The following is a 12,568-nucleotide window of genomic DNA, read 5'->3' on the forward strand; positions in this document are numbered from 1 at the left end:
TGCCTAACCGGAAAGCGCGGCCATCAGCCGGGCTTTCTGACCCTGGTCGTCGAGTTCTGAGATCACGTCGGCCAGGTCTTCGAGCGAGGCGATCGAATGTCCTGCCCGGAAACTGTCCACATGTGGCAGCATTGCCGCAACGCCCTGTGCTTTCGGGGCGAACCCATCCCAACGTAACAACGGATTGAGCCAGATCAAGCGTCTTGCGGACAGGTGCAAGCGTTCAATCTCTTTCTGCAAAATCTCCGGGTCGCCCCGTTCCAAACCGTCCGTGATCAGCAGAACCACCGCCCCTTGCCCCATGACACGACGGGACCAGTCGCGGTTGAATTGGTGCAAACAGTCGCCGATGCGTGTGCCTCCTTCCCAATCCTGCGCCTCGGACCCAGCGGCGGCAAGCGCTGCGTCCACATCTCTTTGATGAAGATGGCGCGTTATATTGGTCAGACGGGTGCCAAATGTGAAGGCGTGAACCTTGGCCCACCCCGCCCCCTTGGCGTTGGACACCGTGTGTAGGAAATGAAGGATGATCCGGCTGTATTGGCTCATGGATCCAGAAATATCACAAAGCGCGACAAGGTTAGGCCAGCGCGGCTTGGGCTGAAGCCTGGCTATAGTGCGCAGCTCGCCGCCTTGTCGCATTGCCGCGCGCAACGTTCGGGCACGGTCGATACGGTGGCCAAGATGGCTGGCCTGCCCACGGCGCGACTCGATGGGTTTAACCGGCAGGGTCATCCGTGCCAAAACGCGTTTGGCTTGCGCGATTTCGGCCGTGCTCATCTGCTCAAAATCGAGATTGCGCAAACGTTCTTCGGATGATGCTGTCTGAGTAGCGTCAATCTCGATTTCGGTTTCGCCCTCATCTTGTATGACGGGTTCCGGCAGATCCTGTTCGACGCCATCCAGCAACGCCTCGGCTGCGCGTTTTTCACCGGCATCGGCCTTGCGCTCTTCCTGAACGCCGCGAATGGCGGGCAGCATCATGGCCATCATGTGTTCCATGTATCGCGGATCGCGCCAGTACATTCGAAAGATTTGCGCAAACACCGTGCGGTGTTCCGGGCGGTTCACGAAACAGGCGTGCAGCGTCCAGTAAAAGTCCCGTTTCTCGGTAAACCCTGCCGCCTGCACAGCGTTGATGGCATCAATCACGCGCCCCGGACCGATTGGCAAACCAGCCTTTCTGAGAGCACGGGCGAAGTGCGTGATATTCTGGGCCAGCTTCGGGTTGTCCGGTATTTCCAGCGGGAGTTGTTCTGCCATCAGCACCCATGGGGGCTCTGCCCCCATACCCCCGGAGTATTTGGGAAAAGGTGAAGCATCAGGCCGGTTCGAGGGTGGCCTTAGCCTCGTCCAGAATGCGCTTCGCCTCGGACCCCTGTAGTTTCTGGATGTCGTCCTGGTATTTCAGGATTGCTCCCAGCGTGTCGCCGATCACCTCAGGGCTCAGGTTCATCACATCCAGCGCCAACAGGCATTTGGCCCAGTCGATTGTCTCGGCCACGCCGGGCTTCTTGAACAAATCTTCGGTGCGCAAACGCTGAACAAAGGCCACAACTTCCCGGCTGAGGGCATCCGCGGCTTCGGGTGCGCGGGCGTGCAGGATTTCGATCTCGCGCTCGAAATCGGGATAGTCGACCCAATGATAAAGGCAGCGGCGTTTGAGGGCGTCATGCACCTCGCGCGTGCGGTTTGACGTGACTATGACAACGGGCGGCTCTGGTGCTTTAACGGTGCCCAACTCTGGGATCGTGACCTGAAAATCACTGAGAGCCTCTAGCAGGAAGGCTTCGAAAGGTTCATCGGTCCTGTCCAGCTCGTCAATCAGCAGGACCGGCGCGCCATGTTCGTCTGGCCGCATGGCTTGTAACAACGGGCGTTCGATCAGGTATTCGTCTGAGAACAGTTCGGACTGCAATGCACCCCGATCCGCCCCGCCCGACGCCTCAGCCGTGCGGATCGCAACCATCTGCGCGGGAAAGTTCCATTCATAGACGGCAGAAGAGGCGTCCAGACCTTCGTAGCATTGCAAGCGGATCAGGCGACGGTTCAAACCCGAGGCCAAGGCTTTGGCGATTTCGGTTTTCCCAACGCCCGCTTCACCTTCCAGAAACAAAGGTCGGCCCAGTTTCAGCGACAGGAAAACAACCGTCGCAAGGGCGCGTCCGCATACATAGCCCTGGGCTCCCAACATCTGCTGCACGGCGTCAATTGAATTTGGTTGCGTCATGGAACCCTCTCTCCTTAGCGTTCAAACAGTTCACGCACAGACCTGTGCGTCAAGACCTCACGCCAAGACACAGCTACGACGTTCGGGTTGGTTGACAAGTTTTTTTGCCAATGAGCGCGGTCGCGGTTGGTCTTTTTCAACAGCTATGCTAGCGGAAAGCCATGACCGATACCCTCACGATCCGCCGCCCCGACGACTGGCATTTGCACTTGCGCGATGGCGCCATGCTGCAGGCCGTTCTGCCCGAAACCGCGCGCCATTTTGGCCGTGCGATCATCATGCCCAATCTGGTGCCCCCGGTTGTCACCGGCGCGCACGCCGCGGCTTATCGCGACCGCATCATGGCCGCGCTGCCCGACGGAATGTCGTTTGAGCCGTTGATGACCCTCTATCTGACCGAGGATACGGACCCGGACGATCTGGCTGCTGCTCATGCAAGCGGATTGGTCAAAGCGGTCAAGCTGTACCCTGCCGGGGCCACAACCAATTCGCATTCGGGTGTGCGGAACTTCGACAATGTCCGCCCCGTTCTTGAGCGTATGGCTGAGATTGGCTTGCCGCTCTGCGTGCATGGTGAAGTGACGGATTCTGAGATCGACATTTTCGACCGTGAGGCTGTGTTCATCGATCGCGTTCTGGACCCAATCCGAAAGGCGACTCCGGGCCTTCGCGTGGTGATGGAGCATATCACGACCCGCGACGGTGTTCAGTATGTTAAAGCCAATGAGGCAGACCTGGGCGCGACAATCACGGCGCATCACCTGATCATCAACCGCAACCATATTCTCGTCGGTGGAATCAAACCGCATTACTATTGCCTGCCCGTCGCCAAACGCGAAGAGCACCGGCTGGAACTTCTAAAAGCCGCGACCTCGGGCGATCCGCGTTATTTCCTTGGCACCGACAGCGCGCCGCATACGGATGACAACAAGGAAATGGCATGTGGTTGCGCGGGTTGCTTCACGGCAACCAACACCATGTCACTGGTGGCTGAGATGTTCGACCGCGAAGGTGCTTTGGACAAACTGGAAGGCTTTGTGTCGCTGAATGGTCCCGCGTTCTATCGACTGCCCGTGAACGAAGGCACCATTACGCTGACCAAGGGCGAACCGGTCGAATACCCCGACAAGATAGAAACCGGAGTCGGGCCCGTTACCGTTTTTGACCCCGGCTTCCCATTGCACTGGCGCGTGATCTAGCCCGACAGTTTGGCGGCCAGATCGCGGGCGCGACCTCCGGTGCGCAGCATCGACCAGATCGCGTCCGCCTTATCCGCTCCGATCAGTTTGGCCGCTTTGGCGCGCACGCGATCCTCGCGGTCAGACAACGACATAGGGGTAAGCAGATCATGGGTTGCTTCACGGCGGATACCATCGCGGCGCAACAATGCCAACTTGGCTTGCGTTTCTGACAAGCTTTCATCCGCTTCAACCGTGATGCGGTCACGCAATGACTTAATGCGTGGGTCGGCGCAAACCTTGTCCGTATAACTGCCCGGTAAAGCGGTATCATACCCCAGCGCCTGCATCGCGATGACAGTGCGATATGAGAATTTAGCCCCTAACCCGGTTGCAGGTGTTAGCTGATTGCACACACTCATCCAGCGCGGATGGGTTTTGATCTTGATCTCGGCCACTTCAGGCTCGGCGATGTCCAGTTCACGCGCCGCTTCCAGCGCGGCGTGCAAGCCATGACAACAGGCATGGAATTTGTGACTGACGCTTTCGAACAACCATTCATCACCCAAACCCTCCAGCGCGCTTAAATCCAACGCGCCCTGATGGTTTGCGCCAAATCCAAACGGGCCTTCGAGCGCATCGGCATTGGCCCGAAACCCGTGATGCACCAACAAGGCAGTTTCGATCCCAGCAGCGGCAGCAAGACCTGCGTTGTAGGGCTTTCCCATCGTCCCGAACTGAGCCTTCAGCCCCGCAGCCCGTGTCGCTGTAAGCCCCAGAACGGACCGCATCTGGTTTATATCGAAGCCCAACAATCGCCCTGCGGCGACAGCGGCCCCAAATGCACCGGACGTTGCTGTCTGATGAAACCCGACCTGATAATGCCCCCGCCCCAACCACAGGCCGACCCGGATCGAAGCCTCCATTCCGACCAGAGCGGCCTCGAGCAAATCGACTAGTATACGATCATCCCACTCGGCCAAAGCAAGCGCTGCCGGCAAGATGGCCACAGACGGATGCCCGATATGAGCAAAATGCGTGTCGTCATAATCCAGCGCATGAGACACGGTGCCATTCACAAGCGCTGCGCCGCGCAATGGCGCTGCGTCGCCGCCAAAAAGATGGGCCTGTGCCTTGCCACCCTCGTCCAAAACCATCTTGCGAATGATGGATGAGACAGGTTCAGTCGCACCTGCACGTCCTACAGCCACCCAATCCAGAACAGACAGTGATGTGACAATCCGCGCCTGCGAAGTCGTTGAAATCGGGCCTGCCGCAAAAGCGGCCAATGATGCTGTGAAATCCTTCATGAGCGCAGTCTAGCGTGCGCCCTTGCCGCGTAAAGACCTAGCCGTAGAGTTCCTGGGCTCGCGCCTCGAACGCGCGCACGATCCGTTGCATGGCTTCGTTGAACACAACGCCAATGATCCCCTGCAGAATCGCATTCTTGAACTCGAAATCCACATGGAACGAGACGTTGCAGCCCCCATCCGGTGCGTCCTCGAACTGCCAGTCGGACTTCATGTATTTGAAGGGGCCATCCAGATATTCGGTATCGATTTTCTTCTGGTCTGCAAACAGAGTCACCCGGCTGCCAAAACGTTCGCGGAACACTTTGAACGAGATCACAAGGTCGGCCTCCATTACTTCGGCCTCGCCCACAGCATATGTCTTGCGGATACGAGCTGCAGCGCACCACGGCAGAAACTGCGGATACTTGGCCACGTCTGCCACCAGATCATACATCTGCTGGGCGGTATATGGCAGGTGACGAGTTTCCGAATGGATAGGCATGGCGTCCGGTATTTGCAGGTGACAATGGCGCGTCATGTCGTATGTTGCGCGCCAAAGATCAAGGGGGCTGCGATGACTGACCGCGCATATGTGATAGATGAGATGATCTCGGCCAAGGCCATCGCTGCCAGAATTGAAGAACTCTGTCGCGAGATCACAGCAGAATTCGGCAACACCGACAAGCTGGTTGTCGTGGGCTTGTTGCGCGGCAGTTTTGTCTTCATCGCCGATCTGGTACGTGAATTGGATTTGCCGATTGAGGTAGATTTCCTTGAGGCATCCTCGTACGGAGACTCGATGGAAAGCAGCCGAGAAGTTCGAATTCTCAAAGATTTGCGCGGCGCTATTGAAGGACGCGATGTGTTGGTTGTGGAGGATATTGTTGACACCGGTCACACGCTGAATCACGTCATAAAACTGCTTCAAAGCCGCAAGCCTGCGCGCTTGAAGTCAATCGCCCTGCTCGACAAGCCCAGTCGTCGTGAAGTGGATTTCCGGTCAGACTGGATCGGATTCGAGATTCCAGACGAATTTGTAGTCGGTTACGGCATCGACTACGCGCAGCGGAACAGAAACCTGCCCTTTATCGGCAAGGTACGGTTTACGGGTTAATAGGTTGTCCATCACTCACCGCTTGCTGGGCGGATTCCGAACAAGCCATTCCATTATCAGAATATAAATAGACATAAGCTCGTCTTTTCCTCTAGTGTTCCTTAAAACAATGGAGGTCTGTTGATGAAGCGTATTGTCGCGACAGTTGGTGTTGTTATGGCGATCGTGGCCCTAGCCAGTGCAGGGGCTGCAAAGGACAACAAAGGCAAAGGGCAAGGGGCCAACAAAAACAAGGTGGAAAAAGCCATCAAGTCAAACGGCAAGGCGGTGCCACCCGGCCAAATCAAAAGATATACGCGCGGCCAAAAGTTGCCGGATGACTTGCGATTTGACTACATTGACGATCTCGACAATTGGAAGCTCAAGCCACTGGGCCCGGGTCAAAGATATATTCGGGTGGACGACGAGATTTTGTCGATATCAGATGACACGAAGACAGTCATAGAAGCGATTGGAATCGTTGGTGATCTCGCCAACTGAGTGAATTCAAACTGACGATCGCCTTCCAAGAATAGCGTAAATGGCGTTAAGGAAGATCCCAACACCTGCGGGTATCAACGCATCTGGAAAATCATAGTCCGGATTGTGCAGTTGTGGGTGATCCCGACCCGATCCCAACCAGAACATCGCGGCTTTTGCGCTTTTGCCGAATTGGCCAAAATCTTCTGAAAATCGCTGTGGCTGCTCCACGAGCGTGCAGGCAATGCCCTGATCAACACAGGCTTGCTTCAGGATTGAGACCGTTTCTGGGTGATTGACGCAGGCTTCGAACACCTCGTCATAGGTAATCTCGATCGACAAACCTTCGGCCTGCGCGGTCTCACGGACCATCGCTTCGGCGTCAGTCATCAGTCGCGTCATCCGCCGGTCTGAGACTGTTCGTAATGTCACCCATAGATCAGCGCGCCCAGGCGCAACACCCACTGTGCGCTCACCCAATTTGGCATGCGTGACCGTGGTCAGGGCATAGTCATCATCCAGGTCGCCGCCTGCCCCTAACCCCGCCAAAGCCGGCAACAGTTTGGCCAGAGCACCGGCAGGTGACACCCCATCCTGAGGCGCGGCCGCGTGCGAGGTTTTGCCTGTCAATACAATCTGCATTCCGCGCGAGGCGCAATTTGCAGGGCCTGTGCAAAGTTCAACGGTGCCAAGCTCCAATCCCGGCAGGTTATGAAGGGACAGTATGATATCAGGCGAAATCTCACCAAACTGGGGATCTGCCCGGAACGCAATGGCCCCATGGCCGGTCTCTTCCGCAGGTTGGAAAATCAAAACAACGCGGCCAGATGTCGGGCGTTGGGATTTCAAAGCATCGGCCACGCCCAGCACCATCGTCATATGGCCGTCATGTCCACAAAGATGCCCTTTGCCTTTTGTTTTTGAAGCATAAGGCAGGTCAGACACTTCCTGAATCGGCAACCCGTCCAATTCACATCGGATACCCACGGTGGGCCCCGGACGACCGCTTTCAAACACACCGGCCACGCCGTGGCCCCCGATTCCGGCTAACACATAATCAGCTTTGGCGTTGCGCAACAGAGCAGCGATCCGGGCAGCAGTTTCACCCTCCTGCCCCGAAAGCTCGGGATGTTGGTGCAGCTCGCGGCGCAGGCTGGTGAGCCGTGCAAAAAGTTCCGGGCTCACGCTTGCTGCAACTTCTCTTGCCGTGCAGCACGCAGACGGGCGAAATCATCACCTGCGTGGTACGATGACCGGGTCAACGGTGTTGCCGACACCATCAGAAAGCCCTTGCCATACGCCGCTTTTTCGTAAGAAGCGAATTCTTCCGGCGTAACGAAACGATCCACACCATGGTGTTTCGGGGTCGGTTGCAGGTACTGACCGATGGTCAAAAAGTCGATATCCGCCGCGCGCATGTCGTCCATAACCTGACGGACCTGCTGTTCGTCTTCGCCCAATCCGACCATGATACCGGATTTGGTGAAGATCGACGGATCCAGCTCTTTCACACGCTGCAACAAACGCAATGAATGGAAATACCGAGCGCCCGGGCGCACCTCGGGATAAAGGCCCGGTACGGTTTCCAGGTTGTGGTTGAACACGTCCGGTTTTGCCTGAACCACAATCTCAAGCACCTCGGGCTCACATTTCAGGAAGTCCGGCGTCAGAATCTCGATCGTGGTTTTGGGAGAACGGTGGCGCACAGCGCGAATAGTCTGAGCAAAATGTTCAGCCCCGCCATCGTTCAGGTCGTCGCGGTCCACCGAAGTAATGACAACGTGGTTCAGCCCCAGTTTTTCCACCGCATGCGCCACGCGACCGGGTTCAAAAGCATCGAGTTCGTCAGGACGACCGGTCGCGATATTGCAGAAGGTACAGCCCCGAGTACAAATCTCGCCCATGATCATCATGGTAGCGTGACCCTGGCTCCAGCACTCGCCAACATTGGGGCATCCCGCTTCTTCACATACCGTCACCAGATTGTTGTCACGCATGATCTTTCGCGTGTCTGCATAGCCCTTGCCACCCGGCGCCTTGACCCTGATCCAGTTTGGCTTTTTGGGTTGTGTGTTATCCGGACGATGCGCTTTTTCCGGATGGCGTTGTTCTGGGATCTTGAGATCTCGCACGGGCAGATGTCCTGACTTTGGGTCAACTTTTGTTACGTATAACATAAACCTGTTACCAGCGTTACACCAGCGACGCATAGCCGCTATGCACCGTATCCAAGCAACCGCAGCAAAACCAACCTCACTAATGGTTTTTATACGATATTTCAAAAACTAACACGCATCCAAAGAATTCGCGACTGCAGCATTTCCCCGATTGAATGCGATTTAGAACTGTTTTAACTCACGAAAAAATCACAAGTGAATCACAGGAGCTTGAACATGAAATCTGGCGCAAAACTGCCTGACGTGACCTTTCACACCCGCGTCCGTGACGAGAACATCGAGGGGTCGAACCCCTTCCGCTGGGAAGACAAGACAACCGCCGATTTTTTTGCTGGAAAGCGCGTGATCCTGTTCTCGCTGCCGGGCGCGTTCACACCAACCTGCTCGACCTACCAACTGCCCGGATTCGAGAAAGGCTTTGCTGATTTCACCGCCAACGGAATTGGCGAGATTTACTGTATGTCCGTCAACGACAGTTTCGTTATGAACAAATGGGCGCAGGACCAGGGTCTGCAAAACGTCAAAGTCATCCCCGACGGCTCGGCAGAGTTCACCCGCAAGATGGGCATGCTGGTCGACAAAGACAATCTGGGTTTCGGCATGCGTTCGTGGCGCTATGCCGCCATCGTCAATGACGGCGTGGTCGAGGCCTGGTTCGAAGAGCCCGGCCTGATGGACAACTGCCCCGAAGATCCTTACGGCGTCTCGTCGCCGGAAAACCTAATGGAACATCTGCAAAAGGCGGCCGAGCCGGAACTGGCCTGAACCGCTGTTTGAATATGAAAAGGCCCGCTTTCGGCGGGCCTTTCGCGTTTTCAACGACGCTCAACCAATCATGCGGTCGCGTTCGGCTTGTTCCAGGTAATGCCGTTTGAGCCGCTGTAAGGCGATGCGCAGGACAATTTTGCCGGACCGGGCAGACCACCCCATACGTTTCTCTGCCAACTCCAACCCCTCAAGGTAACAACAGCATCGCAAGGCAACATCACTTAGCCCTGGACCCAGATCAGACAACGCGCGTGCCACACGATCGCGTGCATCTGAAAAGCCCCGCCCCCCATGCGCATCGCTGTCGTGATTATTTCGCCCCCCAGCCGTCAGGAAACGATCCCAATTCTGCGAGACCTGAGGGCCGATTTGCGCCAACTCAAAATCTTCGCGCAAACGTTCGCCCGCTTTGACAAGCGTGTCGTCCAGAAACGGTTTTCCGTCCCTGTCCCTGCGCCGGGCCAACGCAGTCAAGGGGCTTTCCGTGGCGCTATAGCGAATGCGACTGACGCCCTGCGCGGAACTACCGAGCGGTTTGGTCTGAAACCCGCTTTGCGCTTCGGCAAAGCCCGGTTCTGTCCCGGACCGGGCTTTATTCTCTGCCTGCGCAATCAAGTGGCTCAGCGCTGTTCGCCCCGCCGTCGTGATCCGATATCGCGAGATACGCCCCGGATTGTCGCAGGCAATCCAGTCTTTCAAAGCCAGTGCCTGCGCGATTTTACAATCGACAACCGCTGTTCTGGTTGCCGCGTTATCGCCCGTGTCGCGGACAACAACGGCCTTGTCCATTTCCTCAGCCACTGCAAGCACAGATCCGGCCTCGCTCAGACGTCGCAGGATGCGTAGGGCTTCGTTTTCGAACTCCCCTTCCTTTGCCGCCTCGTCTTGCTCAGCAAAGGACCTGCCGCCCTCACACGACACCGAAAAATGCGTTTCTGCAAGCGATTGCAAAGCCGCATCCACCAACGGATCATCGCGACGCATCTCAATGCGCCGAATTTGCCTGAGGATCGTTGAAGCATGGCATCCGGCTGACCGCGCAATGTCGCGGATCGAGCGGCCGGTTTCGGTATGGGCAAGGTATCGTTGTGCCCCTTCTGGAACCCATGCCGGAATGGTGAAAGCCATGTTGTTTTCCATCTTTATTTGCCCTCGTCGACAAAACAAACTGTCACTTTTCGCCCTCGGAATGCGGGTTAACCAATTCTAACTAGAGGTCCATTCGTTACTCGTTCGTTAACCGCCCAAGGCACGAACCAGATTTGATTCAAAAAGATAAACAGTCGTGAAACCATCGTTCGGCCAGACTGATACTCAGGCAACACCCGCTTAGGTTGTGCCACAAAGCCCCCAGAATTCTTCACGAAAAGGGATACACCACATGCAGGACCTGATGACGATGATCACAACCCTTCGCCGTCCACGTATGCTGACGCGGGCCGCCAAATTCGGGGCGCAGGATTACAATCGGGACCGACATCTGCAACGCATCTTGGGATACGGTTCGCTGCCGGGTTCAGGTCAGGCGCTGCTTCGTTTGATAGAGATGGAAAAGGAAGTGAATGCACAACGCAAAGACGACGACGCTGCCTATTCACTGGTGCGTCATCTGGACTTGCTTATTGCATTGTTGGGTGAGGCGCAGCTGTATCAAGCCAGCCGCGCCCACGCTTTTCAGTAATCAGGCGAATGCATCCGGCATGGAAGCTTTTTTCTCAGCAATATAGGCTTCCAACGCCGCAGCTGTATCCGGGTCCATCTGCGGTTGCTGGTAATTGGCCAGCAAATGTTCGACCCGCGCAGTTGCCAGCGTGCGCGTATCCCGTGCGCCCTCTTCCTGCCAGGTTTCATAAGGTTTGTAGTCCAGCAGTTCGGATTTCCAGAAGGCGTCCTTGAAGTTCGCCTGGGTGTGGGCACAGCCAAGATAGTGACCGCCTGGGCCGACTTCGCGGATCGCGTCCATGGCCTGCGCGTTGTCATCATATGCGACACCTTTGGCCAGCGAATGCAGAACGCCCAATTGATCTGCATCCATGACGAACTTCTCGAAGTCGGCCACCAGACCGCCTTCCAGCCAGCCGCAGGAATGCAACATGAAATTCACACCAGACAACAGGCCCATGTTAAGCGAGTTTGCTGTTTCATAAGCGGCCTGAGCGTCCGGCAGCTTCGACCCGCAGAACGAGCCCGACGACCGGTATGGCAGGTTCAGGCGACGCGCCAACTGGCCTGCACCATAGGTGATGTGGGCTGCTTCAGGCGTGCCAAAGGTGGGCGCGCCCGAGTTCATGTCGATCGACGAGACAAATGCGCCAAAGATTGCAGGTGCGCCTGGACGGACAATTTGGCTGTAAGCCACACCTGTCATAACCTCGGCCAAAACCTGCGTCAGGGTACCGGCAACCGAAACCGGAGCCATCGCACCGCCCACGATAAAGGGCGAGATGATGCACGCCTGGTTGTTGCGGGCATATACCTCAAGCGAGCCCATCATCACGTCGTCGAAGGTCATCGGTGAGTTGATGTTGGTCAGCGAAGTCATCACTGTGTTTTCCTGCACGAACTCCTTACCGAACAGGATCTCGCACATTTCGACCGAGTCCTGAGCCCGGCTGGGGTCGGTCACCGAGCCCATGAAGGGTTTGTCAGACAGCGTCATATGCGCCTTCAGCATGTCCAGGTGGCGCTTGTTCACCGGAATGTCGGTTGGTTCGCATACGGTACCGCCCGAGTGATGCAACCATTTGGACATATAGGCCAGTTTCACGAACTTATTGAAGTCGTCCATGGTCGCATAACGACGGCCGCCTTGCGCATCGCGCACAAACGGAGGTCCGTAGACCGGAGCAAGAACCATGTTGCGACCGCCGATAACCACCGATTTCTCGGGGTTGCGGGCGTGCTGTGTGAACTGGCTTGGAGCAGTCTTGATCAACTCGCGCGCAAGGCCGCGCGGGATGCGAACACGTTCCCCATCAACATCGGCACCGACTTCACGCCAACGTTCAATCGCAGCGGGGTTGTCGACGAAGTTAACACCGATCTCTTCCAACACGGTTTCCGCGTTGTTTTCGATGATTTCAAGCGCCTCTTCATTAAGGACCTCGAAATTCGGAATGTTACGTTCGATGTATTTCGCGGTCTCTATTCTGACTGCGGTGCGCTCGGCTCGGCGGGCGGCGCCACCGCCACCTCTTGCCCTGCGCCGGGTGTTTGCCTCTGCCATGAGAAAATCCCGTCTGGTTGGTTAGATTGAAGCTTTAGATACAGGTTTACCGAATCGCAGGCATCGGGATTGCGGCGCTCTAGGGGGAAAAGCGACATTGCCACCCTACTTGGCGGTGAACATC

13 protein-coding genes are annotated in these 12,568 nt (G+C 56.5%); 5 read left to right on the forward strand and 8 right to left on the reverse strand.

Annotated features, from left to right (window positions below; all coding sequences use genetic code 11):
• Positions 1–3 precede the first annotated feature (3 nt).
• Both GS632_RS03740 and GS632_RS03745 read right to left on the reverse strand, forming a co-directional pair.
• Positions 4–1,263, reverse strand: coding sequence for a VWA domain-containing protein (locus tag GS632_RS03740; RefSeq protein ID WP_171174347.1), 1,260 nt, complete (start codon positions 1,261–1,263; stop codon positions 4–6).
• 58 nt (positions 1,264–1,321) lie between these two features.
• A complete protein-coding gene (locus tag GS632_RS03745; protein WP_171174349.1) occupies positions 1,322–2,230 on the reverse strand; it encodes a MoxR family ATPase in 909 nt (302 codons plus the stop codon).
• A gap of 161 nt (positions 2,231–2,391) precedes the next feature.
• Here GS632_RS03745 and pyrC point away from each other — a divergent pair, with 161 nt between their 5' ends.
• Entirely contained in the window at positions 2,392–3,429 is a 1,038-nt protein-coding gene (pyrC, locus tag GS632_RS03750; RefSeq protein WP_171237487.1) for a dihydroorotase, read from the forward strand.
• On the opposite strand, the gene GS632_RS03755 is transcribed toward pyrC, so the two are convergent.
• Positions 3,426–4,718, reverse strand: coding sequence for an MmgE/PrpD family protein (locus tag GS632_RS03755; protein WP_171721382.1), 1,293 nt, complete (start codon positions 4,716–4,718; stop codon positions 3,426–3,428). The genes pyrC and GS632_RS03755 overlap by 4 nt on opposite strands.
• Before the next feature lie 37 nt (positions 4,719–4,755).
• Complete coding sequence (locus tag GS632_RS03760) at positions 4,756–5,202, reverse strand: type II toxin-antitoxin system RatA family toxin (RefSeq protein ID WP_171174355.1); 447 nt, start codon at positions 5,200–5,202, stop codon at positions 4,756–4,758.
• Positions 5,203–5,274: 72 nt separating this feature from the next.
• Here GS632_RS03760 and hpt point away from each other — a divergent pair, with 72 nt between their 5' ends.
• Complete coding sequence (gene hpt / locus GS632_RS03765) at positions 5,275–5,814, forward strand: hypoxanthine phosphoribosyltransferase (protein WP_171234158.1); 540 nt, start codon at positions 5,275–5,277, stop codon at positions 5,812–5,814.
• A gap of 123 nt (positions 5,815–5,937) precedes the next feature.
• Positions 5,938–6,294 (forward strand): hypothetical protein, encoded by a 357-nt coding sequence (locus GS632_RS03770; protein ID WP_171174359.1) that lies wholly within the window; start codon positions 5,938–5,940, stop codon positions 6,292–6,294.
• Between the two features lie 6 nt (positions 6,295–6,300).
• Here the strand turns inward: GS632_RS03770 and GS632_RS03775 are convergent, their stop codons facing one another.
• Positions 6,301–7,458, reverse strand: a complete 1,158-nt coding sequence (locus tag GS632_RS03775; protein WP_171237485.1) for an amidohydrolase — start codon at positions 7,456–7,458, stop codon at positions 6,301–6,303.
• On the reverse strand, positions 7,455–8,405 hold the full coding sequence (gene lipA, locus GS632_RS03780) for a lipoyl synthase (RefSeq protein ID WP_171174363.1): 951 nt from the start codon (positions 8,403–8,405) through the stop codon (positions 7,455–7,457). Before lipA ends, GS632_RS03775 begins: the two co-directional genes overlap by 4 nt.
• Positions 8,406–8,666: 261 nt before the next feature.
• On the opposite strand from lipA, the gene GS632_RS03785 reads away from it, so the two are divergent.
• The gene (locus tag GS632_RS03785) at positions 8,667–9,215 is read left to right on the forward strand and encodes a peroxiredoxin (RefSeq protein ID WP_171237484.1); all 549 of its coding nucleotides are present in this window, start codon (positions 8,667–8,669) and stop codon (positions 9,213–9,215) included.
• A 60-nt stretch (positions 9,216–9,275) separates the two neighbouring features.
• Here the strand turns inward: GS632_RS03785 and GS632_RS03790 are convergent, their stop codons facing one another.
• On the reverse strand, positions 9,276–10,358 hold the full coding sequence (locus GS632_RS03790; RefSeq protein WP_171721381.1) for a DUF6456 domain-containing protein: 1,083 nt from the start codon (positions 10,356–10,358) through the stop codon (positions 9,276–9,278).
• Between the two features lie 241 nt (positions 10,359–10,599).
• Between GS632_RS03790 and GS632_RS03795 the strand changes: the two genes are divergently transcribed.
• Entirely contained in the window at positions 10,600–10,899 is a 300-nt protein-coding gene (locus GS632_RS03795) for a DUF6477 family protein (RefSeq protein ID WP_171174369.1), read from the forward strand.
• Here the strand turns inward: GS632_RS03795 and GS632_RS03800 are convergent, their stop codons facing one another.
• Positions 10,900–12,444: a trimethylamine methyltransferase family protein gene (locus tag GS632_RS03800; protein WP_171721380.1), complete on the reverse strand. Its 1,545-nt coding sequence runs from the start codon at positions 12,442–12,444 to the stop codon at positions 10,900–10,902. It abuts the gene before it with no gap.
• Between the last annotated feature and the right edge of the window lie 124 nt (positions 12,445–12,568).

Source organism: Ruegeria sp. HKCCD7296 (genome assembly GCF_013110775.1).
In the GTDB taxonomy this organism is placed as follows: Bacteria; Pseudomonadota; Alphaproteobacteria; order Rhodobacterales; family Rhodobacteraceae; genus Ruegeria.

Bases quoted from the DNA above. Each gene is read 5' to 3' on its own strand.
- GS632_RS03740 (WP_171174347.1), bottom strand. From the start codon at position 1,263: ATGGCAGAACAACTCCCGCTGGAAATACCGGACAACCCGAAGCTGGCC.
- GS632_RS03745 (WP_171174349.1), bottom strand. From the start codon at position 2,230: ATGACGCAACCAAATTCAATTGACGCCGTGCAGCAGATGTTGGGAGCC.
- pyrC (WP_171237487.1), top strand. From the start codon at position 2,392: ATGACCGATACCCTCACGATCCGCCGCCCCGACGACTGGCATTTGCAC.
- GS632_RS03755 (WP_171721382.1), bottom strand. From the start codon at position 4,718: ATGAAGGATTTCACAGCATCATTGGCCGCTTTTGCGGCAGGCCCGATT.
- GS632_RS03760 (WP_171174355.1), bottom strand. From the start codon at position 5,202: ATGCCTATCCATTCGGAAACTCGTCACCTGCCATATACCGCCCAGCAG.
- hpt (WP_171234158.1), top strand. From the start codon at position 5,275: ATGACTGACCGCGCATATGTGATAGATGAGATGATCTCGGCCAAGGCC.
- GS632_RS03770 (WP_171174359.1), top strand. From the start codon at position 5,938: ATGAAGCGTATTGTCGCGACAGTTGGTGTTGTTATGGCGATCGTGGCC.
- GS632_RS03785 (WP_171237484.1), top strand. From the start codon at position 8,667: ATGAAATCTGGCGCAAAACTGCCTGACGTGACCTTTCACACCCGCGTC.
- GS632_RS03790 (WP_171721381.1), bottom strand. From the start codon at position 10,358: ATGGAAAACAACATGGCTTTCACCATTCCGGCATGGGTTCCAGAAGGG.
- GS632_RS03795 (WP_171174369.1), top strand. From the start codon at position 10,600: ATGCAGGACCTGATGACGATGATCACAACCCTTCGCCGTCCACGTATG.
- GS632_RS03800 (WP_171721380.1), bottom strand. From the start codon at position 12,444: ATGGCAGAGGCAAACACCCGGCGCAGGGCAAGAGGTGGCGGTGGCGCC.